Below are 23,984 nucleotides of genomic sequence, written 5' to 3'. Positions count from 1 at the left end.
GTAGCCGTGCGCATTCTCGGAATCGATCCCGGTCTTGCCCGGGTTGGTTACGGAGTGATCGACACCGCTGGTGGTCAGCAAACCATGCTTGATTGCGGCATCATCCGCACAGACTCGGGGAGATCGGAAGGCGAACGGATGGTGGAGATCGCCAGAGACTTGCGGCAGCTGATCAGAACATGGCGCCCGGAACTGGCCTCGGTCGAAAAGTTTTTCTTTTATCGATCGAGCAACACGATTGCCGTGGTCCAGGCCCGCGGAGTCGTCATCATGACCCTCAGCAGATTCGGACTGCCTGTGGTCGAATTTCCACCGATGCAGATCAAACAGGCTCTCACTGGCCATGGTCATGCAGACAAAGACGAGGTTCTCGACGCTGTGATGCGCGAGCTCAACCTGGAGTCTCCGCCCAGACCAGACGATGCCGCAGACGCTCTTGCCGTTGCCTTGACAGGGTGGTTTCAGCGATGAATGACACGGCCCAGCCAGTGAAGACTCTGATTGCGCTTACTCTCGTCGAACTATGCATGAACGCAGCTGTTGCACAGAAAGTTTCAGCTGTGATCACCTGCCCTGGGGTGAATGAATTTTATGGACCCCCACATGAACGAACAGGGGTTTCAGCTCTTTATTACGTGTCTTCGGGGAAAGCCCCACTGATTAAATGCCTGAAACACTCCCGCATGGCAGGAGCAACACCTCTGGCGGAGTATCTTAAAAAGCTTCCCGAAGATCATCAACAATCTATTTTATCCGTTAAAGATAAGCTTCAAATTCAAAATCCCTACATTCAAAGCCTGGGCATCTGAGAATTCAGTTAATCGGTCATCATTTCTGACTTATTTCCCGCACAACAAGGATTCTATGCATGACTTTCTTCGACAGGTGTTTGCCGATACGGTTATGACTGTCAAAACTGCTGAGCGATACCAACCACCACCTCAGTCCGCTTGATGAGCAACATCTCCTCGAGAGCACATCAGGTCAATTCAGACTCAGAAATCTGCACTGTGGCTTCGGTCTCCGACTGATCGTTTTGGCTGGCTGAAGGGAGAAGGCCCAGCTGGGTTTCGACGGTTGCTCGATAGCGGTTCAGGTCGGTCTCCAGTTCCTGGATGCGCACCTGCTGAGCATCGAACTCGCTGGCCTGCGAGAAACGCTCGACGCTGTTGAGCATTCCACTCCAGGCCGCGAACAGCCAGGCCGACGTCGCGCCGATACCGGCAGCCATGAGCAGCAACGCCGCAAGCGGGGTGGTGTACTGCAACCAAGGCAGCACGTGAACCGTTGTGGGAGCTGTGTTTTCCAAAGTGAAGAACACCGTGCTCAGACCGAACACGAAGATCAGAACAAAATTGACCTGACGCATGGGCCTTCTGACAGTTGGACCAGAAACTACGAAGGTCAGCCTCTGAAAAGCATTACAGTCGTTTGAAAGGATGAAGATCGTTAGCCACTGAAACGCTCGTTTACGAAACAGCGCTCTATGGCCGTGGCAACAAAGACTTGTTCATTCCTTGAGTCGGTTCATCACAACCTTGGAGAATGCACGCTCCCTTGCGGCGGTCACGATGAGTGCTTTCGAAAGTTGCTTCAGCGCTTCCACATCGTTGCACTCATCAATTTTGCGACAGGCACGTTCCACGCGGAACTGCTGTTCGATGGTCAGTTGAATCTCTGGGGTCGACACGGGAGCCATGCCTTTCGCTGGGGGGAATCTGGCAAGTTCAGACACTCAGCTGTGGAAGCTGCGCCCTAAGAAAAAACAAAAAAATCAGCGAAAGAGCTGTTCCACAGCCGGTACAGGGTGTCGTGTGAGGCATGACCAGCTGCATCAATTCTCGAGACCAAGTGCTGGTATGTGAATCTCAACGAGCGGCAAGCCTGATGATCGAGGCGCTGGCAGGGGAAATCCTTGAAAGAATTCTTCGGTTCAGAGTCATGATTGATTGCTAGTTTTTAATGATGTCATCGGAGCGAAAGTGAGAGTTTTGATTCCTGTTTGCGCAATCTCAATCTTTATGAGTGCGAATGCATTCGCCAACACACAATCAGCCACAGGGGATGGTGTCGACCAGGACGTGACCATCAATCGTTTGATGTCAAAAGTTCCTCAGGGTGCAACCGTCACAGATAGCTCATGCGAGCAAATTGCAACCGCTGGATTCAACACGCGTTATCGCTGCACGATCAAGTGGCAGTGAGCATGACTAACAACAAAGTAGTATCAACAAATTCAGGTTCTGAAAAGGAATTAAAAAATCATCGTCTCACTGAATCGACAACACACGTTGAAAACAAGCGTTTCAAACATCGCTCTGATCTGAGTGAGTATTCAGGAGAAGTTTTGAAGCTCGCGATTGTCTGATCCCTCACTTCGCTTCGACATCCACCACTGCATTGCCGGCGTCCTGCTCTTCAGCATTGATTTCCTTCATTGATGTCACAACCTTTTTCACAAGCCGGGTCATGAAATAGACCGTTGCAGCCAGCCAGATAATCTTGATCATGTTGGCATTATGCCTGCAGGCATAACCGTGAAGCCAATGCGTTTCATGGCAAACCCAGAACGCTCGTTGCAGAACCTGTTTCAAACAACAGGTGCAACATCACAGTTCAGGAAGGCAGAACAGGCTTTGGCCTGTCAAAACGAACAACAAGAAGTTGTTCCTTGGTAACACTGCCGTTCTCATCAAAGAGTTCAGGATGCGTTGTTTTGAGCCCTGTTCTGTCTTTGGGGTTGATTGACATGCGCATCAAACGAACAGCCTGGGCGACGACGAAGGCCAAAAATGCTGTGTAAGCAAGCGCGTTAATGACTGGAAACACTAACTCTCTGTTGCGCAGAGCAACCGTAGTGAATGCCGGGTATCCCACTGGGCAGCAATGTTTCCAGAACCGCAATGCAAATGACACGAGCACCAACCTGATGTGAAGCACAAGCGGCATCAGACGATTGGATCAACCCTGATGATTGAGCTGATCAAGTGGATCAACGTCACGACTCTCTTCACCACTGTCAATTTGATCCCTGCAAGTGGAACAGAGAAGATGACCCTTGCGCTTCCAGTAGGAGCGCATCGATCGCTCGATTGACTGCCCACAGATCAGACATTGGAAAAGAGGTGACAAGAGAAATGGTGGCCCCTTAAAGGCTTGATTCAGGCTGAGAGAAGGATCCAAATCAGTCTGTTCATCACAGACCTTCCCAGATATCGACAAAGTCTGATCAGAGAGCAACTTGCTCTCACGCTGAACAACACAAGCCGACAACAATCATTCAGACCGCTGATCCATCAGCAGCATCGGCTTCAGATCTCATGACAATCTGCCTGATCAAAGTCAGAAGCTGACTTTGCGAGCTCCAGACAACTGAATCATCAGATCGCTTTTCAGAACTGAAAGCCGTCATCCAAGCAGATAGCGGTTATCACATCCTCCTATCGATCCATCAGAGATTGCACCCCCTGCGGGACTTCCTCGATGAACTCGCAATGCTCAAATCCTGGATGCTGAGGCTTGATCAGCGTCATTCAAAGTTTCCGGTTCATCTCAGTCAGAGACAGCACTGGAGGGCATGACATCCAGCTGCAGAAGCGGATGCGAATACGATGGCAGCAAGCTTGCGGGGCTGCCATGGACCGAACCGACAGCACGATCGATCTCACCCTGAATGCTGCAGGGCTGCGCCTGCTTCTTGATGCGGTGACTCATGAACTCGACCGTTGGTCAGGTGGTGAGCCTTCGGAGCAGGACAACCTCCAGGAAATGAAAACACTTCTGACCGCTGCACTCCTGGAATGCACCTTCCAGGACAACTGAAGCATTGCTTTCAGAGTCAGCAGGAATCCTCGATTAACGAACAGTCAACGCTCGACTCTTTTCCGCCCTTTTGCTCCATCACGATCGGAGATTGATGCCGGCTCCTGACAACGGCTGGTTTGATGCAGTGGCCAACGACTATGCGCGTTGCAGACCCCGCTACCCGAAAGCCTTCTTCAGCTGGATGGCCGATCAGGCACCTGCACTGAATCGCTGCTGGGATGCAGCCTGCGGCAGTGGTCAGGCATCGATTGGGCTGGCAGGTTTTTTTGATCACGTGGAAGCCACAGATCTGAGCCCGAAGCAGATCGCAGCAGCGGAACACCATCCACGCGTTCACTACCGCCATGGTGCGGCGGAACAATCTGATCTGAACGCCAACAGCATGGATGCGGTTCTGGTCGCTGCCGCCATTCACTGGCTTGATGTGAAGCGCTTCAACAGAGAGGCATCCCGTGTTCTGAGGCCCGGAGGGTTGCTGGTGTGGATGGGCTATGAGCCGATCCAGGGTGCTCCTGATGATTTGCAGAACTGGCTCAACAGCCTCTATCACGAGCGACTGGATCAGTTCTGGCCGGCTGAGCGCAGCCACGTGAACAATTGCTATGCAGATCTGGTCTTTCCCGTTTGTGATCAGCCCATTCCAAGAGAGCTGAGGATGACTCAGCACTGGACACGACGCGACCTGCTTGGCTACATCGGCACCTGGTCTGCGCTGAGACAGGCCAGCCAGCAGATGAATAGCAACGATCACCGGGCACTCGTGAACACTCTCTCTGAGGAACTGAATCAGCTCTGGCCAGAGGATGACGAACGGCTGACACTGCAGTTTCCGCTGATGGGACGCTGGGGACGTCTGCCCTGATGCAACCGTCTGACGAAGCAGCGAAACCAGAACTGCGCAGGTTGTTCAGAGCTAAGAGACTCCGGGCTCTGGAGACTGAACCAGACCTGCAGGACAGAATCCTTGATCAGACCAGGCTTGAACTCAGGCGACGTCTGCAACTGGGTGAACTGCGCGATGCCATCGGCCTCTACTGGCCACTGCCCGGAGAAGTGGATCTAAGACCACTGCGTGCCGATCTTTTTGCCGACTTCGGACTGACCACAGCACTGCCTGTCACTGATGGACAGGGCGAGATGACCTACAAGCTTTGGTCAGAGTCACCACTCAGGCCGGACGGCTGCAACATTCCGGCCCCACTGGATCAACCCGGCCTGAAAGCTGAGCAACTGTCTCTGCTGCTTGTCCCTGCTCTGGCTGTGGACCTGATGGGCATCCGCCTTGGCTATGGCGGTGGGTACTACGACCGCCTTCGCAGCCGGGACGTCTGGGGCAATGTTCCTGCGCTCGTAGTGCTCCCAGGAGCATGCGTGAGCCTCCAGCCACTGCCCGCTGACCCATGGGACAGATCTTTTACGGGTTGGGTGTGTGAAAACGGCTGCCAACTCGGGGGTTCAAAATCAAGGATCGACTGACCTGACCTGTCAGTACAGATCTGATTCCGTCTGAAACAGCACTGGTTCGGTCGGGCAATCACCCGCACGATGGGGGCTCGACAGCTCACAGGCCATGGCCGTTCGCTTCCGTTTCGCACTGATGCTCACCGCTGCCCTGGGAATGGCTCTGACCCACTCATCGCAAGCTGAGGCGCACGGTGTTGAAAGCAGCCTTCGCTATCTCGATGGACAGCTCGAACTCACCAGCAGCTTCTCCACAGGTGAGCCCGTTGAAGGTGCAGTGGTGAGGCTGCTTCAGGCTGATGGAACAGCAGGTGAAGAGCTCGGACGCATCGATGCCGAGGGCAGGCTGAAGATGACTTTGCCTGCGCTCAGCGATGGTCTCGTGGACCTTCAGGTGGATGGTGGGCCTGGCCATCGCGACTACCTCACCCTTCCTCTTCAGCAGGGTCGGGTGAATCTGGACGAGGTGGTGATCAACCCAGGCACTGGAAACACTCTCGACTGGACGATGGTTCCGGCCTTGGTCGGGATCGTGGGACTGATGGTTAAGGTACGCAGCCCCCGACAGCAACGCTGACCCATTCATGGTTGAACCAGGCAGCTCAACAACCCGCTATGGCAGCCAAGCTCTGGATCAACTCGCCGAACGACTGAGCAGCACATCAGATCCGCGCAAGCGTTACGAGTATGTGCTCTGGCTTGCCAAAAAACTTCCGGCGATGCCAACAGAGCTGCAGACCGAGGAGCGCAAGGTCAAAGGATGTGTGTCGCAGGTGTTCATCGCTTCCGAACTCGTGGACGGTCGCCTTCACTGGCAGGGAGATTCCGATGCTCTTATCACCAAAGGTCTGCTCGCGCTGCTGATCAAGGGACTGGGCGAACTAACACCGGCGGAAGTGATGAATGTTGACCCGGGGTTCATCGCCGCAACAGGATTGCACGCGAGCCTCACACCCTCCCGGGCCAACGGCTTTCTCAACATTCTGAGGATGATGCAGCAACAGGCCAGTGCTCTGAACGAATCGAACTGAGCTGGAGTTACGGGCCGACCGCTGCCTAAAGTCGGCAATTCAGCGCTATCAACGGACCCGCCCCATGGCGACAAGGATCGGCATCGGCCTGCTCGGCCTCGGCACCGTCGGCGCAGGCGTGGCAAGCATCCTGAGCAGCCCGGAAGGTCGCCATCCTCTGATCGCAGACCTTGAGCTGATTCGGGTGGCTGTGCGTGATCTGCAGCGCTCCCGCCCTGTTTCCATACCCAGCGACCGGCTGACGACCGATCCCAATGAGGTGGTGGATGACCCCAACGTTCACGTGGTGGTGGAGGTGATCGGCGGCATTGAGCCGGCCCGCACATTGATCATGAGAGCCATCACTGCCGGAAAATCAGTGGTGACCGCAAACAAGGCAGTCATTGCCAGGCATGGCGAGGAAATCGCCGCCGCAGCGGCAGCCGCAGGTGTGTATGTGCTGATCGAAGCGGCCGTCGGCGGCGGCATTCCGATCATCGAACCGCTCAAGCAGTCCCTCGGCAGCAATCGCATCGACCGGGTCAGCGGCATCATCAACGGAACGACCAATTACATCCTCAGTCGGATGGCCGACGAGGGTGCCGACTATCACGCGGTTCTAAAGGAAGCCCAGGAACTGGGCTACGCAGAAGCGGATCCTGCTGCCGATGTTGAAGGTCATGACGCAGCTGACAAGATCGCCATCCTTTCCGGCCTGGCGTTTGGTGGACCGATCGAACGCAGCGCCGTCTCGACGACAGGAATCAGCAATCTGCAGGGGCGTGATGTGGATTACGCCACACAGCTCGGCTACGGCGTGAAACTGCTGGCTGTTGCGGAACGGCTGGAAAGCGATGGTGACCCGATGGGATCGCTGCCGCTTGGCGTCCGTGTTCAGCCGACTCTGGTCCCCAAGGATCATCCACTCGCAGGAGTGAACGGCGTCAACAACGCCATCCTCGTGGAAGGCGATCCGATCGGCCGTGTGATGTTCTACGGACCCGGTGCAGGATCAGGACCAACGGCCTCAGCTGTCGTCGCCGACATTCTGAACATCGCCGGCATTCGCCAGATCAACAGCAATGACTGTGGACTGGACCCACTGCTGGCGGCCAGCAGCTGGCGCTCGTGTCACCTGGTGGACAAGAGCAGGATTCGCCAGCGCAACTATGTGCGTTTCAACACCGAAGATGCTCCCGGCGTGATCGGACGGATCGGCAGCTGCTTCGGCGAACAGGGCGTCTCCATTCAGTCCATTGTTCAGTTCGATGCCTGTGATCAAGGCGCAGAAATCGTTGTGATCACTCACGAAGTCGGCAATGGAGCCATGCAGAACGCACTGGAGGCAATCGCCTCACTGCCTGGCGTTCGTTCCCTGGCAGCTCATTTCGGCTGCTTCTGAACACTCCTGGACAATTTCGGCTGACCGGGAGACAAGTGATTCACACCTAGCGGACAGCACCCCGGATAAGGCAGAGTTGTAAGAACTATCACAGCTTCAGTCCGCATACGCGGATTCATGCTGCAAACCGTTCATGCCGAACGAACTCTCTGTTCTCCACGGGCAACGCTGCGAGCAGTCGGAATCCCGCTCGCTCATGAGACTCCATCAGGGGGACTGCATCACACTGCGCAGTGATGCCGGCCTGTTTCAGGTGATCGGCATTGATGACGACCACGACCGCTGCTGGGTTCGTCAATGGCCGTTGAAACCGCAGGGATCTCCCGTGTTCGAAGTCGCTCTCGACCAGATCTCTGCGACCGCTGCTTCAGATTGAGGCGCAGTGGCCCTTGAATGGCTGCGTCTGAATCCACTGGCAGCGTGATTGATCAACGCATGCAGTTGCAGCTGGCGCCTTTCGCGAAGCACTGCAGGCAACTCCTGCTGCTGACAGGTGCCTTGGCACTGTGCATCAGCCAGAGCGCCTGTCAGCCAGGCAGAAACAGTGATCGCATCACCGTGGCCAGTGCAGGCCGCATCACATCTCTGGATCCTGCCCAGGCCAGCACATTCGGTGCTCTGCAGCTGCTCAGCGCTCTCGGCGACACCCTCTACAAACGATCAGCGACAGGGCAGCTCACACCAGCTCTGGCATCAGCTCTGCCGGAAATCAGCGATGGAGGCCGCACCGTCACGATCCCGCTGAGGGAGGACGTGCTCTTCCATGACGGCACACGCTTTGATGCGGAGGCCATGGCCTTCAGCCTGCGAAGGTTTCTGGAGATCGGCACTCTCAGCTATGTGGTCGGTGACCGCATCACTGCTGTTGAAACTCCTGGTACTTATCGACTGCGCCTGCGTCTCAGCCGACCTTCGAGCTCACTTGAAAATCTGCTGACCGCGACCAACCTCACCCCGGTTTCGCCCACGGCCTACCGGAACCATCAGGACCGCTTTCTCAACGACCGTTTCATCGGCACAGGTCCATACGAGCTGACCAGCTTCAGATCTGTTCAGCAACGACTGGAGCCCTTCACGAACTATTGGGGGGCCTCGCCCAGCAACTCCGGGCTCGATCTGATTTATCTCAGCAACTCCACCGCGTTGTTCGGGGCGATGCGCAGCGGGGAGGTGGATGTTCTTCTGTCTGACTCAATCGACGAGGATCAGCGTCTGGCCCTCAATCGCATGGCGGGGGAGGGACGCCTGAGGGAAGGACAGGGCCCGGCTCTTGTGATCGGCTACATCACACTGCTGAGCAACACACAACCACTTCAGAATCCAGTACTGCGCAGGGCTCTGGCCCTGAGTCTGGACAGAGACCTGATCAACGAAAGAGTCAGTCACGGACTGCGCCCCCCATTGTTTTCACTGGTTCCGCCAGGGCTGCCCGGAGGGAATGTCAAACCCTGGCCACGGCACGACGCAGCGCGAGCCAGAAACCTGTTCATTCAGGCGGGCTACTGCAACGGAAAGATCTTCACTCTGCCCTTCACCTACCGGTCGAATGTGCCCGCAGACCGGTTAATGGCACTCACATGGCAGGCACAGATCCAACGAGACCTGTCCGACTGCTTGTCTCTCAAGCTCGACGGGGTGGAGTCCACAACTGTGTACCGACAGCTTGGGGAGGGAGCTTTCCAGGCCGTGATGCTCGACTGGCGAGGAGCCTATCCAGACCCGGAGGCCTACCTGGCGCCACTGCTCAGCTGCAAGGAAGCGGAAGGGTCTGTCTGCAGGCGTGGAGAAGCCGCCATCAGCGGCAGTTTCTGGACAGCACCAGGCCTGAACAACACGCTGCTGAGGTCGGATCGCAGCAGGGGAGATGATCGACAACGTGATCTGGAGAGCGTGGAGAGAATGGCTGCAGAAGGTGCGGCTTACATCCCGGTCTGGCTCGTGACGCCCAGGGCATGGAGCCGCACAGCTCTGGCCACGCCGGAGTTCGATGGCAACGGTCAGGTCGTGCTGGCTCGGCTGCAGGAGGTGCGCTGATGGGACGGAGCCGCGAACTGCTTCGCTACGCAGGGACACGGCTGGCCCTGGCTCCGCTGATGCTCTGGCTGATCGCCAGCCTGGTGTTTCTGCTGCTGCGTGTGGCTCCTGGCGACCCCGTGGATGCAGTTCTCGGCAGCCGTGCTCCGGAAGCGGCCAAGGCGGCCCTCAGAGCAAGGCTTGGGTTGGATCAGACATTGGTGCAGCAGTACCTGGACTTTCTTGGTGGACTGCTGCAAGGCGATCTCGGTCAGGCTCTGATCAACCAGGAACCCGTGAGCAGAATCATTCGACAGGCGCTTCCTGCAAGCCTCGAGTTGAGCATCACCGCCTTGCTGGTGGCAGCGGTGACGGGGCTCGCGGTGGGCTTCACGGCCATTGCCCGTTCAGAGGGAGGGATTGATCTTGCAGGACGCTTCTACGGCATCGGCACCTATGCCTTGCCTCCCTTCTGGGTGGCCATGCTGGCTCAGCTGCTGTTTGCCGTGACCCTGGGCTGGCTGCCGGTCGGCGGGCGTTTTCCTCCAGGAATGATTCCACCGGACGGCAGCGGTTTTCTGCTCGCCGACAGTGTCTTGAGTGGCAACTGGGCTGCTTTTCAGGGAGCTCTTCGTCATCTTGTGCTGCCTGCATGCACCCTCGGCTTGCTGCTGAGCGGTGTCTTCACCAATGCCCTGCGACTGAACCTCAATCGCAGCTTGCGCTCCGACTATGTGGAAGCAGCCCGAAGCCGGGGGCTGAGTGAGACCCAGGTGATTCTTCGGCATGCACTGCCCAACGCGCTGCTGCCGGTGCTGACCATCGCAGGAATCACCGTGGCCTCTCTGATCGGAGGTGCGCTGCTGATCGAAGTGACCTTCTCCTGGCCGGGAATCGCTCTGCGGCTGCAGGAAAGCATCAATCAGCGTGACTACCCGGTGGTGCAGGGGATCGTGGTGGTGGTGGCTGCTCTTGTTGTGCTTGTCAGTGTGGCTGTTGATCTCCTCGTCGCCCTGCTTGATCCAAGAGTCCGTTACTGAACTGCACCATCGCAGTCATCGCACTGGGCCCCTAATCCAGAAAACGGGCTGCACCGGTCTGATCAAGACGATGGAGATGCAGCTCACCCACCTGCAGGTGCTCGACACCACCCTGCACAGAACCCAACACCCGACCCCGCTCGAGATCGAGAAGAAAGCGCACGATTTCTGTTTCCAGTTGCGCCTGGACCCTCAGAGGCTGAACACCAACCAGTTCCTCACCGAGCTGGAAGACATCGTCACCCTGGCCACTGCCGCTCTGGCCCTCCACCCGAACAGGGGAGAAATGGCTCGCCCCTTCAACAAGCACGGCCCGGCTGGCGGGATTGGCTGGCAGTGACCTGAGCAGACCAAGCTGCTCACTGAGCGGAGGCGTGATCAGATCCAGGGTGCCGCCGCTCAGGAACACCGCCACATCCTCCGGCAGAGGAACACGCCTGGGCCAGAGCAGACTGCCGAAGCTGTTGAGGCCCACCACTGCCGCCAGCTGAGCGGGAGGACGCACTGCAGGAAGTGACACCTCCTCGATCTGACACTGAAGAAGGCGCGACAGATTGCTGATGGGAAGGTCATCGAGGTCCTGACCGCAACGACGTCCGAGGCCCGGCTCCGGCCCGGCGCCTGCAGCCAGAAGAGCGGTGAGAGCTCCGAGGGAATGCCCGCCGAGCACCAGTCGATGGCCTTGAAGCTCGAAAACTCCCCGTTCGCGTGCTGCAAGCACCGCATCAAGGTCTTTCAGGCGTTCAGGCAACACTTCAGCACCCGGTGGCGGACGCCGTCCCTCAAGCAGGGCCTGAACGGCAAGCGCGTCACTGCCGGGGTGTTCGAGGACAAGCACGGACCATCCCCGCCTGCTCAGCGCCCGACCAAGCCAGCGAAAATGATCAGGACTGCCTCCCAGACCCGGCATCAGAATCAGCCAGTGGGAGCGTTCAGGCACAGAGACGCTCGACGGGCGCCACAGCTGGAGCTGCAGTGGACGGCCACGGTGCTCGACTGAAAGAGTCAGTTGCTCGAGCGCGCGATCGGATGCACTGTCAGTTTCGAAGACCGTTTCAGGGTTTTCAGACGAAGGAGAGACAGGTTGTTGATTGAGGACTTTGACCAGATCTTGCTGACGTTCCAGCTGGCGCCGCCAGCTGGTTGCAACCGGAAGCAGCGCGTCGAGATCGAGTCGAACACGCTTTGCAGGCAGGGCCTGCAGAAGATCGAAGGTTGTCACCTCAGCACGCTGATCGAGAAGCGACTCAAGCGTTGCCTGCACGATTTGCCCAGTTGAATCGTCATCAACAAGAACAAGATCACTCACCTGATCCAGCAGACGCCGGCCAGCCCAGCTGTTGAGAATCTGGCGGGCCATGCTGCGGTCATTGATCAGCGGAGCTTTAAGCAGATCAACTACGCCCTGACGGCTGTCTTCATCAAGCAGGTTCAACCAGGTGCCAAGCTCCGATGCCCCCCTCTCTTCCTCGTTGAGCCATCCCCCCAGATCAGCGATCGAGAATGGCAAATCCATGCCATCAAAACGAACAACCAACTCGGTGGCTGTACGAGCCGGTCGCGGTGAAAGGGCACAGAGCATCAAACTACATACCAGTCCTACGGCAAACCGTTGTCCTGTTGAGCGTCTTCGCAAGGCCTAAGCCAGTTCATTGGTGGAACCAGTTTCCCGCACCCCTGCAGGAAGTGGCTTCAATCCGGCTCCTTGCCTCGCTTGGCGCAGGGGGCGTCATCTACATGACGCCGATCGTGTTCCACCAGGCAAGCTTCACCGCGACCCAGGTGGGGCAGGGTCTTGCAGCTTCTGCACTGATTGGCACTGCTGCCCGACTGCTGAGCGGTGTGCTGCTGGATCGGGGTTTGTCGTGCTCCTGGCCTGTGCGTGCTGCAGCCGTGCTGGCTTTCATTGCTGATTTCACCCTTCTTCAGGCCAATGGGTTCGGGGGCTATCTGGCAGGGCAGCTGCTGATCGGTCTGGCAGCTGGTCTGTATTTTCCCGCCATTGAACTGGCTGTTCCGCTCAGCTGCGCCGGTTTCAAGTCAAGCCGCGGCTATGCCCTGGCCCGCAGCGCTGATGCGCTGGGTGTTGCTTCTGGCGCACTGGTCGGAGTGATCGTTACAGCTTTAGGCCTGATCCGCGCCGTCTATCTGGTGGAAGCAGTCGCCGTTCTGCTGATGCTGCTGGTGCTCAGCTTGCGCCCTCTCCCCGATGGACGCGCAGCCCTGCTGCAGCTGGATGAAAACGATCATCAACCAGGCAGTGGTGAACCGACGACGGAAGGGTGGCGCTGGCTCACCCCTCTTCTGCCGGTACTGGCCATCAGCATCGTGGCCACGGGGATGATCGCCCTGAGACAGAGCGCTCTGCCCCTTGATCTGGTGCGCGGAGGTCTCTCCAGACCTGCTCTGAGCGAAGCCGGAACCGGCGCTGTGATCGCCCTGCAGCTGGCTCTGCTGGTTCTGCTGCAATGGCCTGTCGGCAACTGGGTCGCGCGTCGCAGCCTGCGATTCGGTCTGGGGATGGGACTGGGCGGCTTTGTTGTTGGCTGCCTGTTGCTCGCAAGCTCTGCTGTCTGGAGCGGTGGAATGGCGCTGATTTCGCTGGCCATGCTGCCGCTGGCCTTCGGTGAAGCGGCTTTTCTGCCCAGCGCCGCCGAAGCCATGGTGGAAGAGACCCCACTGCAACATCGAGGGCTGGCCATGGCTCTGTTCTCCCAGTGCTTCGCCATCAGCGCCACAGGTGCACCCCTTCTGGCAGGAACCTTGCTGGATCAGCAGGGTCATGGCGTTCAGCTCTGGTTGCTGATGGCGGCCACTTGCCTGGTGATGCTGCCGCTGCTGAAAACAGTGCGGCCTCGCTATACAGCGGATCTGGATGGAACCCCCCTGGAGAGCGACGAAGATGTCCCGAACGCGCGAATTGCTTCGCTCCGTTAAGAACCTCTCGATCCTTAGAGAGCTTGCCAAGACAGGCGGCGGCCTTGAAAGCGTCGGCAATCTGGTCGACAACTTCATCGACAGCGAGGCGATGGCTGTCTGCGTTCAACGCTTCAAAGCTCTGCCCGGCGGCAAAGAAATGGTGGAGCAGCGATACCCGCCATTTCAGCCGGACATCCCGGCACTGGAGAAGCTGCCGGAAGGAACACTGGGGCGTGCTTACGCGGGAATGATCCGTCGACTGAACTACGACGCTGATTTTTTCAGGCCGAGAGACACCAGCACCGAGGCGCTCTGGCTGACGCAGCGCATTGCCTCAACCCACGATCTGCATCACGTGATCGCGGGCTTCAACACCGAAACGGCCGGTGAGTCAGGAGTGCTGTCAATCACGGCAACACAGATCGGCTTTCCCGCCTATGTGTTGCTGAACACACTGGCTAGCTTCCGAGCCTTTCGCTTCCAGCCGCAGGAGCTGGAGGTGATCAGCCGAGCGATCGCCACCGGCAGCCGCATCGGACTGGAGGCGACACCTCTTGTGTTGCAGCGCTGGGAAGAAGGCTGGGAAAAGCCGCTCGATCAGTGGCGCGCTGAGCTGGAAGTGAAGCCAGCTGTTGGTGAAGCGTTCGGGGCTGAGTACTAACGCTCCCAGCCGAGGAGACGGTGGCGGATCTTTTTCTGCAGCACAAACGATGCAGGAATCAGGGTGAAGCCGTTGGCAAGCAGCACGGGCCCATTGCCGCTGAGCAGACCGAAGACTGCCCAGATGGCCACCCCGCTGGTGAACAGGCTGTACATCGACAGCGAAATGGAGCGCGTGTCGTCTGTGCGCAAGGTCTTGATGGCCTGCGGGAAGAAACTCAGGGTGGTCAAAGCCGCGGCCAGGTAACCAACTGAATCAACATCCATCGTGAATGTCACTGGAACGGAAGCACTCCATACAGTGCCGCCAGTCTTGTCGCAGTGATGGCACTTGGTCTCAACATCAGCTTTGGGGTTGCACAGGGCAGTTCGCGCAACTGGCGACTCTGCTGGAGCTCAGCCCTGATGCTCAGCGGACTTCTGGGAACAGTGCAGACACCGCTTCTGGCCAGCGAAACAGAAACGCGTCATGCCATGGCCGCCATGGCTGCTTTTGCGGAATGCAAGGTTCTGAACGCCGGTTACAGCCGGGAAAGAGCTCAGAACATCCTGCGCACATGGATCGCAAACAAGGGGTTGGAGCAACAGGCTCAATGGCTGAAATCACCCCAGGCCATTCGCATCGTGGCTCTCACCAGTGAAGCGATGAACAAGAGCTGCGATGGTTTTGATCAGAACAGCCCGCAGTTCATTCCTGCCATGGAAGCGATTGACCAGTTATGAAATTCAGCATTCAAGGCAAAAAAAACTGATTCCAACAGTCAATCCAATCTTACAATTCAGTAAAGAAACAGTGAATTGACTTTGCTTTAAGCGGAACAGAAATAAAATCAATAAAACTGTGCTGATAATACAGGGTGGCTCATTTCACGCCCAGCCAAACCGCACTCGTGCTGATCGGTTTTCAGAAAGACTATTTTGACCCCAAGGGTGCCCTTTATTCTGTTGTAGAAGAATCACATCGTGTGTCTGGAACGCTCGAACACACTATTGAAACGCTCAACAACATATCTGAGTCACCAATTACAATCGTCAACACTCCTATTGTTTTCAGCGAAACCTACAAGGAAATTGAAAATCCAACAGGGATCCTCAAGGCAATCAAAGAAATCGAGGCCTTCAAAGAAGGCACCGAAGGAGCAGAAGTCATAGCTGAAATCAAAAAATACGGAGAACGCATAAAAACAATTCCTGGAAAAAAAGGATTCAATGCCTTCTCAAATACAGATTTAAAAAAACTTCTTACGGATGAGAATATCAATCAAATCGTCATAGCAGGATGCGTCTCCTCTCTGTGCATCAACGCCACAGCTCTTTACGCAAAAGACCAAGGGTACGAAGTGACAATTCTCTCCGACTGCACTTCGAGCCGAACACCTCTCGAGCAAGAGATGTTTTGCGATGAAATATTTCCGCTATTCGCCGACGTGATTACTCATACTGATTTTATCGATGCGATAAAAAATATGCCCGACTGATTAGCAGCCATGGACAACTATCAAATACCTGATGCCGCCGCAATTGCACAATCAAGGTTAATCGAACGCCTTGCCGAATCAGAGAGAAAAATGCGCGATATCCTGGTCAATCTTCCCGTTATAGTCGCACGATTTGATAAAACAAAAGGAGGAAAAATTCAATTCCTCAACATGGCATGGAGCAGAATACTCGGCTTCAATATTGAATCATGCACGGGCGCCAAAATAAATACTTTTATTTTGCAAGAAGATCTTGAAAAGTGGAACAAATTACTTTCACAAAATCACGACGATCAAGGTCAATTATCTGACATTGATAGCCAAATCAGATTTAAAGATTCGGACGGAGAAATACGATGGCTGCGAATCAAGCTAGATCAACGTGAAAATGGAGAAGTTGTTGCATTGATGGAGGATTTCACTGAAAGACGTCGTCTTGATGCTGAGCTGATACAAGCGCAACGACTGGAAAGTATTGGTCATCTTGCAGGAGGCCTGGCACATGATTTCAACAACCTTTTGCAAGTAATCATGGGATATATAAATTTAACACAACGGCAAATGATTAAGGAAGGGATCAAAAACAATTATCTGGAAACTGCCAATCAGGCATGTCTGCGTGCAGCAGGTCTTTCCAAGCAGATGCTGACCTTCAGCAAGGGAGGAGAGCCAATCCAGAGGGCTGGATCTTTGGAAGCAGTTGTCAAAGAAGCTGTCGAGATGAGTTTGTATGGATCAAAGCTCAAAGCGACTCTCAAGATTGAATCCTGCTTGCCACAAGTCAATATGGATTGCGGACAGATTCATCAGGTTCTGCACAATGTCATTCTCAATGCGGAACAAGCCATGCCGGAAGGGGGTGAACTTAGCATCAAGGTCAACAAAGGTCAGCTGACAAAAACATTTCACCAGAAAGAAATGGTAACTGTTGAGATACAAGACAGTGGAATTGGCATTGAGGCAACAAACCTGGAGAAATTGTTTGATCCATACTTCACAACCAAAAGAACAGGAAATGGACTTGGTTTAACCAGTGCATACTGGATCATTAAACGACATAATGGAGACCTGAAAATCACAAGTAAATACGGAGAAGGAACGACAGTAAAGATCTCACTGCCTGCACTGCCTCAATCGCAGGCCTTGAAGCAGGTGCAGCGAACAAAACCAAAAAAAGCGAAATCCATGAGTATCTTGATCATGGATGACGAAGAGAATATTCGAGGTTCATTACAGCTAATGCTAGAAAGCTGCGGTCATCACGTCGTCTGCACAGAGCATGGCGAAGAATGCCTTAATACCTACATAAAAGCGATAAAAAAAGAAAATCTTTTCGATATCATTATTCTAGATTTAACAATCTCAGGGGGAAAAGGTGGAATATGGACACTTGAACAAATCACCAAGTTGAATCCGTCTGTAAGAGCGATTGCAGCCAGCGGATACAGTCATGACAACGTCTTATCCAATTACAGACAAATAGGTTTTTATGCTGTATTACAAAAACCATTTGGCATTGAATCACTCAATCAATGCTTAAATGATGTTATTAATATGTGAAGTCAACGACGTAAGGCGAATTTACAAGCGGCAATAGACAGAAATTCCAAAGGCGTCAACAAACAGCATATGAGTACAAACACTCATCCGCAGGTCTAAAGGAATGGTTAAAAAGAAAATGTCAGCATTGCCAAAATTCTGCGCTCATCGTGATTATGCCTTTCAGAAATCAAGTTCCATTGGTCACTTTTCAAACTCGTATCCGCGATGAAAACGTGCCAGGAGACAATCCCTTTCGCTGGCAGGAGCTGAGCAGCAAAGACATCTTCGGCGGTAAAAAGATCGTTCTTTTTGCACTTCCAGGTGCATTCACACCAACCTGTTCATCGAACCATCTTCCTCGCTATGACGAGCTCTTTGATGAGTTCAAAAGTCACGGGGTCGATCAAATCATTTGCCTCTCCGTGAACGATGCATTTGTGATGTTCCAGTGGAGCAAGCATCTGGGAACAAAAAATATTTTCATGCTCCCCGATGGCAACGGCGAGTTCACTCGCAAAATGGGCATGTTGGTCGAAAAGTCCAACCTCGGATTTGGAATGCGCTCCTGGCGTTATTCAATGCTCGTGAACGACATGGTCATTGAAAAGATGTTCGTTGAACCTGATTTTGAGGACAACTGCCCAACCGATCCATTTGAATCCTCAGATGCCGACACGATGATTGCATTCCTTAAAGGAGGCACATCATCGGGAATCGCCAAACCCCGCGCATTCATCGGCTAACTGAAGCGCTCCTGACACTCATCCCGCGCTACATCCAAAACACAGGCCTGTTATTCAAAGACAGGCCTTTGTTTCTACAGGCTGATGATCATCGCTCATGATGAACAACCAACTCCAGGTCCATGATGGGTGGACTTCAAAGGAAGGCAAGATATGAAATGAAAAGAGGCGACATCGGCAGCATGATTTTGATCTCCTGCCTTTTCTGGGATGCGGTACCAGCAATAGCAATTCCCTTACCTCTGGTCTGCGAGTTGACCAGCGAAGAGAGTTCTACAATTAAAATTCGATTCACTGAACGAACTACAGGATCGCTTAGAGGTGAGTTGATTCAAAACGACAAAAGACTCGGGGTTTTTCAATCTGGAAAACCAAAGCGAGGTAAAGACCCTTGGTGGTCTTTTCAAACAGACAAGCACAGCTCCACAGGCATTTCAGTTTTCTTCCAGGACAAAGAACTCTGGAACCCCTATCGACGGTCACCACGACCACAGGACATCAACCGAGTGCTCTTCGCTGGACTAGGGCCTACGCTGTGGAATTGGACAGCAGCTCAAAAAAAGCATATTTTTAGAGATAACATCGATTTACTGAAGTCCGCGGGTGGGCTCTGGTCAATTTCCAGCCAGTGCGTTGGCGGAAGAACCATTGATGGATAAACCAAATCATGAGGACAATCGCGTTACTTGCCATTGATAAAGAAGCAATGAGCTAACAAACTATTTATTTCATCGCTTGTTCGGCTAATTAAAAATTGAAAACCTCAAATCTTACGTTCAATTTTAAATTCAGCCCAAAAGCACTGTAGACATTTAGTATACAGAACTCCTCGATGCTAGAGAATCTGCCTGCACAGACGAGAAAGTTTCAAGAAAATATTGAATATTTTTCAGTTTTGAGGAGCACTTTATCTTGATAGCATGGATGATGAGTCCATGCAAAACTTGACATCGTCAAAGTTTTGAGAAAGAAACTGAGCTCGCTCGATCAAAAAAGATAAAAGTAGTTCAAACGCGTATGTATTTGCAAAGCAGCGCTTGACCACCAATGAATCTCCAAGCGTCAAACCAGTCGACAAAGGCAAAAAAACTTTAGATCCATCAAAATCACCGATAGTATGGACTGTGCCATAGCTAATGGTCAACTGATCTTCAGTACGTCCCTCCCAACGATTCAAATCATGCCTCTTAGAGTCAACTTTTAAACGATGAAGATTTAGCTTATGCAAATGTCGCTGAATTTTAGGAAAAGCACCATCGGGTAGTGACAAAACCGGAAAATCCAGCAAGTCATCGAATCCCAATTCATCGTCAAAATTCAAAAGCGGGTGGTTTTTATCAACTAAAAAATGAGAAGGATAACGGGTAAGATGAATAACAAGCAGCTCATCATCTTCCTCTGGTACATCAGGATAACAAGCCAACCAGGCATCTAATATAGAACTCTTCAGCAAAGACATCGGGTGATCAATACATAAAAAATTGCAAGGTCCACAAATCCATTCAGATAAATTCAAATCTTTTAAATACGCCGCGCCAACTCCATAGATTGAATCAATTCTAAGAGATTTAGCATTTTTCCACCGGTACAACTGATGAACCTCTCGCTCGGCAATTAACAAATCAATATCTCCACCAAGACTCCACTCACCATCGAATTTGCGAGCATCTAAATCAAGAAAGTCTGTGACTAATTTTGCATTCCTGGATATTGTTGCCTGATTACAATTTAAGTAAGCTGCAGCTTTCTGCCCGGATCTAAGCCATATCTGAAAGTCAAGACATGAAAGACGAAATACGTCAAACATTGAAAGCCTGAAATTCGAAAATAATGTATATACAAATTGTAGCGAAGAGCGCACGAATTAACGGAATATGCGAAATACGCATAAAAATCAAGGCCTCACGCCTACAACCGGAGCGGTCCATAATGGACGATCAAAAATCTGTTTACTAGACCAGCTTAAGGCTTCAAAATATGATTTCATGCACAAATATCAGCAAGTTTGAATTATGCCAAGATCCAACAAGATCGCGAAATTTGCACTTCCTCCTCTGAGCATCCTTGCTCTTTCATTATTAACGCCGATTACTAGTCGTGCGCAAGAAATTATTCCAGGTAGCAATAATCTAGGATTTTTTGTCACTGGCACCAACACCGGAACCAGAACACGATTGGACTTATACAAAATGAACACATCTGGTGTTGCGACTGAGCTTCATGCAGACATCTTCCCCGATAATGATTTATCTACTTTCAGCGCGTCTGACTACACGGTAAATACCAAGACCGGGAAAATTTATTTCCTAGAAGCCCCCACAGGCTCTGCATCAAGAAGAGTAAGAATTTGGGACATCAAAACAGAAAAATTTGAAGGCTATACAAATATCGAAGGGTTGCCATCCGGGGGCAGTCCTATGTTTATTGAATATCCAACATTTCTCAATGAAATTGTAAAAAAATCTTGTGTCAGCTCCACAGATTCATGCGCTGACAACGATACGACTAAAGTCACATTTGGAGCAGAGGGCAGTGATTCAGTTGCAATCATTGATGACGATGGCTTGAGTGTTGGCGGCAGAAGTATTGTACGCCGTAAGATCAATGCAGCAGGCGAAGAAGAGCTACATATTGGTGAAAACTCATTAGTACAAGTTGAATCAGACGGTGAATTAAAGCTTTATGCAAATGACATTAATGGCCAAAGAGCTCCCATCAACATAACGGGAGGCAGTGATCTTCAAATCAATGGTGTCAGTGTCCAGGGCCAGATAGACACCAATGTCAAAAATATCAACAACAACAGTGCTGCGATTAATGTCAACAGTAGCGCAATTAATAAAAACAGTAAAAAAATTGACGCGCTAGAAGACAACGTCAACGATCTTGGATTTGGAGTGGCTGGTGCAACCGCTCTATCCACCGCAATGTCTGCCTTACCAACAGTTGCTCAGGATTCGCCGCTTTCCTGTGGCGTTGGGACGGGTGGTTACAGCAGTCGCTTTGCCATGAGTGTTGGTTGTGCAGTCAAAGCCAATGATCGACTCTCCATCAATGCTGGTGGTTCCTATGTCTTTGGCGGAGCTGCTGAATACGGAAATGGATCCTTGTCAAATGCTGCTGCTCGCGCTGGCTTTGTTTTTAAGTTCGGCAATCTCGACACACCAGCCGCAAGCAATGAGCAGCTTCAGTCACAGCTTGATGAAGTGCAAGAAGAGAATGCTTCTATCAAAGAACAGAATCAGGAACTTCTGGCTCGCCTAGAACGTCTTGAAGCAATTGCTCTTGACAATAAGCCTTCAGCAAAAACAGCAAGCTTGAAATGATCAACCTTTGATTTTTATTCCGAAGCCTCGCCCACAAAGCGGGGCTTTTATCTACACATTATTAATAGCATATGCAACATCAAGGCCATGCTCTAACAGATAAAAATCTGTCAACATCATGCCACTTCATGCTTTGCCAACTTCATATATTGGGCATTTAGCGATGTATTTTAATGCACCTAATTTTCAACTAAACGTTGAATAAAAACTCCATCACATCGCCTTCCTCGACTTCATACTCTTTGCCCTCGCTGCGCAACCATCCTTTATTGCGAGCTTCCGTAAGGGATCCTGCCTCCAGCAATTTCTCGCAGCCGATGGTCTGAGCACGGATGAACCCACGCTCAAAATCGGTATGGATGACACCAGCCGCCTGAGGAGCGGTCATTCCGGCTCTGAATGTCCAGGCGCGCGTTTCCTTTTCACCGGTTGTGAAGTAGGTGCGCAATCCCAGCAGGCGGTAGGTGGCACGAATCAGACTTTTCAATCCTCCTTCGTTTACTCCCAGTCCATCGAGATAATCTTTGCGCTCGTCCTCGCCCAGCTCAACAAGTTCCGCTTCCACCTGAGCGGAGATACGCACGGTCTCAGCGCCTTCCTGCTCAGCCAGAGCAACCACGTCCTTGCAGAACCCGTTGCCAGCGGCGAGATCGTCTTCACTCACATTGGTCGCATAGATGATCGGCTTGGCCGTTAGCAGGCCCAGCGGTTTGATCATCAGCGCTTCTTCTGCGCTCAGCTCAATGCTGCGCGCAGCGCCTCCCTGTTCCAGCACCGCCTGGATTCGCGCAAGTGCCTCATCCTCCGCCTGAGCCTCCTTACTTGTTCGCATCTGCTTCTTCAGACGCTCGCGTCGCTTTTCAATCTGGGCTAAATCCGCAAGGCCAAGCTCAAGGTTGATCACTTCGGCATCGCGAACGGGGCCGATGGAGCCGGAGACATGAATCACGTCGTCGTCTTCAAAGCAACGAACCACATGGACGATGGCGTCGACCTCGCGGATGTTGGCCAGAAACTTGTTGCCGAGACCTTCCCCCTGACTGGCTCCCTTCACCAGCCCGGCAATATCAACGAATTCCATCCGTGTGGGAATGGTTTCGGCGCTTTTGCTCAGATCCGTGAGCTGCTCAAGCCGCGCATCTGGAACAGCCACCGTTCCGACGTTCGGTTCGATTGTGCAGAAGGGAAAGTTGGCTGCCTGGGCCTGGGCGTTGGCCACCAGGGCGTTGAAGAGGGTGGATTTGCCCACATTGGGCAATCCAACAATTCCGGCTTTGAGCATGGCGAGGAATCTATCGGCAGATGTGTCGTGAGAACGGCCACTTGAAACACGGTTGCAACGCCCAAGGGTGAGAATGGTTACGAAAGATGTTCAAGTGGCCATGGGCAGCCGACAAAGCCAGCCCCCAGCAGGGGCCACCAGCGAATCGTTGCGTGCATTAAGTCGACTGAGTGGTCTCAAACGCAGACGTAAGCGCTTAATTGGTGCTGGCGCTGCGGCTGTTTTATTGGCTGCGGGGGGAGTGATCTGGAGCAACGGTCCATGGTCAGGACGTTCACGTCAGCTGAACGATTTCACCGTGGTGGCTGAGCGCGGATCCCTTCCAGGCGTGATCACGGCCAGTGGTGAGCTGGAAGCGATTCGACGGGTGAATGTCAGCCCGAAGCGTGCTGGATTGGTGAAGGAACTCTTCGTCGATGAAGGCGATGTGGTGGAGAAAGGGCAGGTGCTGGCCCGTATGGATGCTGGTGATTTTCAGGACCGCATCGATGAACTCACCGCGCTCGAGCGTCAGGCCAATGCGGACTACGAAGCCAAACGGGCTGACTACCTTCGCCACCGGCAGCTGCTGGATATCGGAGCCATCAGCGCATCAGACCTGGACGGCTTCCGCGCCGCATTCATCAGCAGCAAGGAAGCTCTGAACGCCGCTCGCGAACGGATTGAACAACGCCAGGTGGAAGGCAGCGAAAAACTGATACGAGCGCCCTTCAGCGGAGTGATCACCGAGCGCTTCGCTGAACCAGGATCCTTTGTCACCCCGACCACTGCGGCTTCAACCAGTGCAGGCGCCACCAGTTCAACGCTTGTTGAGCTGTCCGAAGGACTTGAAGTTGCCGCCAAAGTGCCTGAGAGCGACATCGGCCGTATCCGTGTCGGACAGAACGCCACCGTTCGTGTTGACTCCTTTCCCGATCAGCTTTTCCCGGCGAGAGTCCGCGATATCGCTCCCCGAGCACTCAAAACCGACAACGTGATCTCATTCGAGGTCGAGCTGACGCTGATCGATCCTCCCCCGACACTGCGCATCGGGATGACAGCCGATGTGAACTTTCAGACCGGTCGCACAGCCGCGAGCACCCTCGTTCCGACCGTTGCGATCGTGACCGAAAAAGGGCAGTCAGGCGTTCTGCTGGTCGGCAAGGACGAAGAGCCCACGTTCCAGCCAGTGCAGCTCGGTGCCAGCAGCGGAGACAGGAGTGCCATTCTCTCCGGTGTGAAGCCCGGCACACGCGTGTTCATTGACCTGCCGCCCTGGGCGAAACAGCGCGACTGACCAAGCC

General features: G+C 53.5%; 29 protein-coding genes. 21 read left to right on the top strand and 8 right to left on the bottom strand.

Annotated elements, in window-relative coordinates; genetic code table 11:
* Window positions 1-6 precede the first annotated feature (6 nt).
* Together ruvC and SIB56_RS01830 are read left to right on the top strand one after the other, a co-directional pair.
* Complete coding sequence (gene ruvC, locus SIB56_RS01835) at window positions 7-471, top strand: crossover junction endodeoxyribonuclease RuvC (RefSeq protein WP_413324913.1); 465 nt, start codon at window positions 7-9, stop codon at window positions 469-471.
* Window positions 468-809, top strand: coding sequence for a hypothetical protein (locus SIB56_RS01830; RefSeq protein WP_413324912.1), 342 nt, complete (start codon window positions 468-470; stop codon window positions 807-809). The genes ruvC and SIB56_RS01830 overlap by 4 nt, the downstream gene beginning before the upstream one ends.
* A gap of 170 nt (window positions 810-979) precedes the next feature.
* Here the strand turns inward: SIB56_RS01830 and SIB56_RS01825 are convergent, their stop codons facing one another.
* The 4 genes from SIB56_RS01825 to SIB56_RS01810 form a co-directional block, all read right to left on the bottom strand.
* Complete coding sequence (locus SIB56_RS01825) at window positions 980-1,369, bottom strand: lipopolysaccharide assembly protein LapA domain-containing protein (RefSeq protein ID WP_413324911.1); 390 nt, start codon at window positions 1,367-1,369, stop codon at window positions 980-982.
* Between the two features lie 141 nt (window positions 1,370-1,510).
* The gene (locus SIB56_RS01820; protein WP_413324910.1) at window positions 1,511-1,699 is read right to left on the bottom strand and encodes a hypothetical protein; all 189 of its coding nucleotides are present in this window, start codon (window positions 1,697-1,699) and stop codon (window positions 1,511-1,513) included.
* A 673-nt stretch (window positions 1,700-2,372) separates the two neighbouring features.
* Complete coding sequence (locus tag SIB56_RS01815; protein ID WP_413324909.1) at window positions 2,373-2,594, bottom strand: hypothetical protein; 222 nt, start codon at window positions 2,592-2,594, stop codon at window positions 2,373-2,375.
* A gap of 22 nt (window positions 2,595-2,616) precedes the next feature.
* A complete protein-coding gene (locus SIB56_RS01810) occupies window positions 2,617-2,949 on the bottom strand; it encodes a DUF2973 domain-containing protein (protein WP_413324908.1) in 333 nt (110 codons plus the stop codon).
* 21 nt (window positions 2,950-2,970) lie between these two features.
* On the opposite strand from SIB56_RS01810, the gene SIB56_RS01805 reads away from it, so the two are divergent.
* The 10 genes from SIB56_RS01805 (at window position 2,971) to SIB56_RS01760 (ending at window position 10,751) form a co-directional block, all read left to right on the top strand.
* Window positions 2,971-3,096: a hypothetical protein gene (locus SIB56_RS01805; RefSeq protein ID WP_413324906.1), complete on the top strand. Its 126-nt coding sequence runs from the start codon at window positions 2,971-2,973 to the stop codon at window positions 3,094-3,096.
* A 540-nt stretch (window positions 3,097-3,636) separates the two neighbouring features.
* Window positions 3,637-3,822 (top strand): hypothetical protein, encoded by a 186-nt coding sequence (locus SIB56_RS01800; RefSeq protein ID WP_413324905.1) that lies wholly within the window; start codon window positions 3,637-3,639, stop codon window positions 3,820-3,822.
* 94 nt (window positions 3,823-3,916) lie between these two features.
* A complete protein-coding gene (locus SIB56_RS01795; RefSeq protein WP_413324903.1) occupies window positions 3,917-4,687 on the top strand; it encodes a class I SAM-dependent methyltransferase in 771 nt (256 codons plus the stop codon).
* Window positions 4,687-5,301: a 5-formyltetrahydrofolate cyclo-ligase gene (locus SIB56_RS01790; protein ID WP_413324902.1), complete on the top strand. Its 615-nt coding sequence runs from the start codon at window positions 4,687-4,689 to the stop codon at window positions 5,299-5,301. The genes SIB56_RS01795 and SIB56_RS01790 overlap by 1 nt, the downstream gene beginning before the upstream one ends.
* Window positions 5,302-5,395: 94 nt before the next feature.
* Entirely contained in the window at window positions 5,396-5,863 is a 468-nt protein-coding gene (locus tag SIB56_RS01785; protein ID WP_413324901.1) for a hypothetical protein, read from the top strand.
* Window positions 5,864-5,870: 7 nt separating this feature from the next.
* On the top strand, window positions 5,871-6,317 hold the full coding sequence (locus SIB56_RS01780; protein WP_413324900.1) for a SufE family protein: 447 nt from the start codon (window positions 5,871-5,873) through the stop codon (window positions 6,315-6,317).
* A 64-nt stretch (window positions 6,318-6,381) separates the two neighbouring features.
* On the top strand, window positions 6,382-7,698 hold the full coding sequence (locus SIB56_RS01775; protein ID WP_413324899.1) for a homoserine dehydrogenase: 1,317 nt from the start codon (window positions 6,382-6,384) through the stop codon (window positions 7,696-7,698).
* A gap of 133 nt (window positions 7,699-7,831) precedes the next feature.
* Window positions 7,832-8,074 (top strand): hypothetical protein, encoded by a 243-nt coding sequence (locus tag SIB56_RS01770; RefSeq protein WP_413324898.1) that lies wholly within the window; start codon window positions 7,832-7,834, stop codon window positions 8,072-8,074.
* Window positions 8,075-8,133: 59 nt separating this feature from the next.
* A complete protein-coding gene (locus SIB56_RS01765) occupies window positions 8,134-9,732 on the top strand; it encodes an ABC transporter substrate-binding protein (protein ID WP_413327035.1) in 1,599 nt (532 codons plus the stop codon).
* Complete coding sequence (locus tag SIB56_RS01760) at window positions 9,732-10,751, top strand: ABC transporter permease (protein WP_413324897.1); 1,020 nt, start codon at window positions 9,732-9,734, stop codon at window positions 10,749-10,751. The genes SIB56_RS01765 and SIB56_RS01760 overlap by 1 nt, the downstream gene beginning before the upstream one ends.
* A 31-nt stretch (window positions 10,752-10,782) precedes the next feature.
* On the opposite strand, the gene SIB56_RS01755 is transcribed toward SIB56_RS01760, so the two are convergent.
* Window positions 10,783-12,333: an alpha/beta hydrolase gene (locus SIB56_RS01755; protein WP_413324896.1), complete on the bottom strand. Its 1,551-nt coding sequence runs from the start codon at window positions 12,331-12,333 to the stop codon at window positions 10,783-10,785.
* A gap of 155 nt (window positions 12,334-12,488) precedes the next feature.
* On the opposite strand from SIB56_RS01755, the gene SIB56_RS01750 reads away from it, so the two are divergent.
* Together SIB56_RS01750 and SIB56_RS01745 are read left to right on the top strand one after the other, a co-directional pair.
* Complete coding sequence (locus SIB56_RS01750; RefSeq protein WP_413327033.1) at window positions 12,489-13,688, top strand: MFS transporter; 1,200 nt, start codon at window positions 12,489-12,491, stop codon at window positions 13,686-13,688.
* The gene (locus tag SIB56_RS01745; protein WP_413324895.1) at window positions 13,654-14,331 is read left to right on the top strand and encodes a Coq4 family protein; all 678 of its coding nucleotides are present in this window, start codon (window positions 13,654-13,656) and stop codon (window positions 14,329-14,331) included. The genes SIB56_RS01750 and SIB56_RS01745 overlap by 35 nt, the downstream gene beginning before the upstream one ends.
* Here SIB56_RS01745 and SIB56_RS01740 read toward each other — a convergent pair.
* On the bottom strand, window positions 14,328-14,597 hold the full coding sequence (locus tag SIB56_RS01740) for a SemiSWEET transporter (RefSeq protein ID WP_413327031.1): 270 nt from the start codon (window positions 14,595-14,597) through the stop codon (window positions 14,328-14,330). The genes SIB56_RS01745 and SIB56_RS01740 overlap by 4 nt on opposite strands.
* Before the next feature lie 57 nt (window positions 14,598-14,654).
* Here SIB56_RS01740 and SIB56_RS01735 point away from each other — a divergent pair, with 57 nt between their 5' ends.
* The 5 genes from SIB56_RS01735 (at window position 14,655) to SIB56_RS01715 (ending at window position 18,752) form a co-directional block, all read left to right on the top strand.
* Entirely contained in the window at window positions 14,655-15,053 is a 399-nt protein-coding gene (locus SIB56_RS01735; RefSeq protein WP_413324894.1) for a hypothetical protein, read from the top strand.
* Between the two features lie 134 nt (window positions 15,054-15,187).
* Window positions 15,188-15,808, top strand: a complete 621-nt coding sequence (locus SIB56_RS01730; protein WP_413324893.1) for a cysteine hydrolase — start codon at window positions 15,188-15,190, stop codon at window positions 15,806-15,808.
* 9 nt (window positions 15,809-15,817) lie between these two features.
* Window positions 15,818-17,368 (top strand): ATP-binding protein, encoded by a 1,551-nt coding sequence (locus tag SIB56_RS01725; RefSeq protein ID WP_413324892.1) that lies wholly within the window; start codon window positions 15,818-15,820, stop codon window positions 17,366-17,368.
* 155 nt (window positions 17,369-17,523) lie between these two features.
* A complete protein-coding gene (locus tag SIB56_RS01720; RefSeq protein ID WP_413324891.1) occupies window positions 17,524-18,093 on the top strand; it encodes a peroxiredoxin in 570 nt (189 codons plus the stop codon).
* 125 nt (window positions 18,094-18,218) lie between these two features.
* Window positions 18,219-18,752 carry a hypothetical protein gene (locus SIB56_RS01715; RefSeq protein WP_413324890.1) on the top strand — a complete coding sequence of 178 codons (534 nt, stop codon included), beginning with the start codon at window positions 18,219-18,221 and terminating at the stop codon, window positions 18,750-18,752.
* A gap of 248 nt (window positions 18,753-19,000) precedes the next feature.
* On the opposite strand, the gene SIB56_RS01710 is transcribed toward SIB56_RS01715, so the two are convergent.
* Window positions 19,001-19,900: a hypothetical protein gene (locus tag SIB56_RS01710; protein WP_413324889.1), complete on the bottom strand. Its 900-nt coding sequence runs from the start codon at window positions 19,898-19,900 to the stop codon at window positions 19,001-19,003.
* A gap of 205 nt (window positions 19,901-20,105) precedes the next feature.
* Here SIB56_RS01710 and SIB56_RS01705 point away from each other — a divergent pair, with 205 nt between their 5' ends.
* Entirely contained in the window at window positions 20,106-21,419 is a 1,314-nt protein-coding gene (locus SIB56_RS01705; protein ID WP_413324888.1) for a YadA-like family protein, read from the top strand.
* Window positions 21,420-21,609: 190 nt separating this feature from the next.
* On the opposite strand, the gene ychF is transcribed toward SIB56_RS01705, so the two are convergent.
* Window positions 21,610-22,701 carry a redox-regulated ATPase YchF gene (gene ychF / locus SIB56_RS01700; RefSeq protein WP_413324887.1) on the bottom strand — a complete coding sequence of 364 codons (1,092 nt, stop codon included), beginning with the start codon at window positions 22,699-22,701 and terminating at the stop codon, window positions 21,610-21,612.
* Window positions 22,702-22,801: 100 nt separating this feature from the next.
* Between ychF and SIB56_RS01695 the strand changes: the two genes are divergently transcribed.
* The gene (locus SIB56_RS01695; protein ID WP_413324886.1) at window positions 22,802-23,977 is read left to right on the top strand and encodes an efflux RND transporter periplasmic adaptor subunit; all 1,176 of its coding nucleotides are present in this window, start codon (window positions 22,802-22,804) and stop codon (window positions 23,975-23,977) included.
* Window positions 23,978-23,984 lie beyond the last annotated feature (7 nt).

It is taken from the genome of Synechococcus sp. MIT S9503 (assembly GCF_047304175.1).
Classification (GTDB): domain Bacteria; phylum Cyanobacteriota; class Cyanobacteriia; order PCC-6307; family Cyanobiaceae; genus Synechococcus_C.
Note: the sequence above shows the minus strand (reverse complement) of the source record. Positions and strands in the feature narration are given on the sequence as shown.

Excerpts from the sequence above, each read along its gene's own strand:
- SIB56_RS01780 (WP_413324900.1), top strand. The coding sequence starts at position 5,871 with ATGGTTGAACCAGGCAGCTCAACAACCCGCTATGGCAGCCAAGCTCTG.
- SIB56_RS01825 (WP_413324911.1), bottom strand. The coding sequence starts at position 1,369 with ATGCGTCAGGTCAATTTTGTTCTGATCTTCGTGTTCGGTCTGAGCACG.
- SIB56_RS01770 (WP_413324898.1), top strand. The coding sequence starts at position 7,832 with ATGCCGAACGAACTCTCTGTTCTCCACGGGCAACGCTGCGAGCAGTCG.
- SIB56_RS01790 (WP_413324902.1), top strand. The coding sequence starts at position 4,687 with ATGCAACCGTCTGACGAAGCAGCGAAACCAGAACTGCGCAGGTTGTTC.
- SIB56_RS01805 (WP_413324906.1), top strand. The coding sequence starts at position 2,971 with ATGATTGAGCTGATCAAGTGGATCAACGTCACGACTCTCTTCACCACT.
- SIB56_RS01735 (WP_413324894.1), top strand. The coding sequence starts at position 14,655 with ATGGCACTTGGTCTCAACATCAGCTTTGGGGTTGCACAGGGCAGTTCG.
- SIB56_RS01755 (WP_413324896.1), bottom strand. The coding sequence starts at position 12,333 with ATGCTCTGTGCCCTTTCACCGCGACCGGCTCGTACAGCCACCGAGTTG.
- SIB56_RS01695 (WP_413324886.1), top strand. The coding sequence starts at position 22,802 with ATGGGCAGCCGACAAAGCCAGCCCCCAGCAGGGGCCACCAGCGAATCG.
- SIB56_RS01720 (WP_413324891.1), top strand. The coding sequence starts at position 17,524 with ATGCCTTTCAGAAATCAAGTTCCATTGGTCACTTTTCAAACTCGTATC.
- SIB56_RS01820 (WP_413324910.1), bottom strand. The coding sequence starts at position 1,699 with ATGGCTCCCGTGTCGACCCCAGAGATTCAACTGACCATCGAACAGCAG.
- SIB56_RS01725 (WP_413324892.1), top strand. The coding sequence starts at position 15,818 with ATGGACAACTATCAAATACCTGATGCCGCCGCAATTGCACAATCAAGG.
- SIB56_RS01705 (WP_413324888.1), top strand. The coding sequence starts at position 20,106 with ATGCCAAGATCCAACAAGATCGCGAAATTTGCACTTCCTCCTCTGAGC.
- ychF (WP_413324887.1), bottom strand. The coding sequence starts at position 22,701 with ATGCTCAAAGCCGGAATTGTTGGATTGCCCAATGTGGGCAAATCCACC.
- SIB56_RS01760 (WP_413324897.1), top strand. The coding sequence starts at position 9,732 with ATGGGACGGAGCCGCGAACTGCTTCGCTACGCAGGGACACGGCTGGCC.
- SIB56_RS01775 (WP_413324899.1), top strand. The coding sequence starts at position 6,382 with ATGGCGACAAGGATCGGCATCGGCCTGCTCGGCCTCGGCACCGTCGGC.
- SIB56_RS01795 (WP_413324903.1), top strand. The coding sequence starts at position 3,917 with ATGCCGGCTCCTGACAACGGCTGGTTTGATGCAGTGGCCAACGACTAT.
- SIB56_RS01745 (WP_413324895.1), top strand. The coding sequence starts at position 13,654 with ATGTCCCGAACGCGCGAATTGCTTCGCTCCGTTAAGAACCTCTCGATC.
- SIB56_RS01800 (WP_413324905.1), top strand. The coding sequence starts at position 3,637 with ATGGACCGAACCGACAGCACGATCGATCTCACCCTGAATGCTGCAGGG.
- SIB56_RS01810 (WP_413324908.1), bottom strand. The coding sequence starts at position 2,949 with ATGCCGCTTGTGCTTCACATCAGGTTGGTGCTCGTGTCATTTGCATTG.
- SIB56_RS01710 (WP_413324889.1), bottom strand. The coding sequence starts at position 19,900 with ATGTTTGACGTATTTCGTCTTTCATGTCTTGACTTTCAGATATGGCTT.
- SIB56_RS01740 (WP_413327031.1), bottom strand. The coding sequence starts at position 14,597 with ATGGATGTTGATTCAGTTGGTTACCTGGCCGCGGCTTTGACCACCCTG.
- SIB56_RS01830 (WP_413324912.1), top strand. The coding sequence starts at position 468 with ATGAATGACACGGCCCAGCCAGTGAAGACTCTGATTGCGCTTACTCTC.
- SIB56_RS01785 (WP_413324901.1), top strand. The coding sequence starts at position 5,396 with ATGGCCGTTCGCTTCCGTTTCGCACTGATGCTCACCGCTGCCCTGGGA.
- SIB56_RS01715 (WP_413324890.1), top strand. The coding sequence starts at position 18,219 with ATGGGTGGACTTCAAAGGAAGGCAAGATATGAAATGAAAAGAGGCGAC.
- SIB56_RS01750 (WP_413327033.1), top strand. The coding sequence starts at position 12,489 with ATGACGCCGATCGTGTTCCACCAGGCAAGCTTCACCGCGACCCAGGTG.
- SIB56_RS01765 (WP_413327035.1), top strand. The coding sequence starts at position 8,134 with ATGCAGTTGCAGCTGGCGCCTTTCGCGAAGCACTGCAGGCAACTCCTG.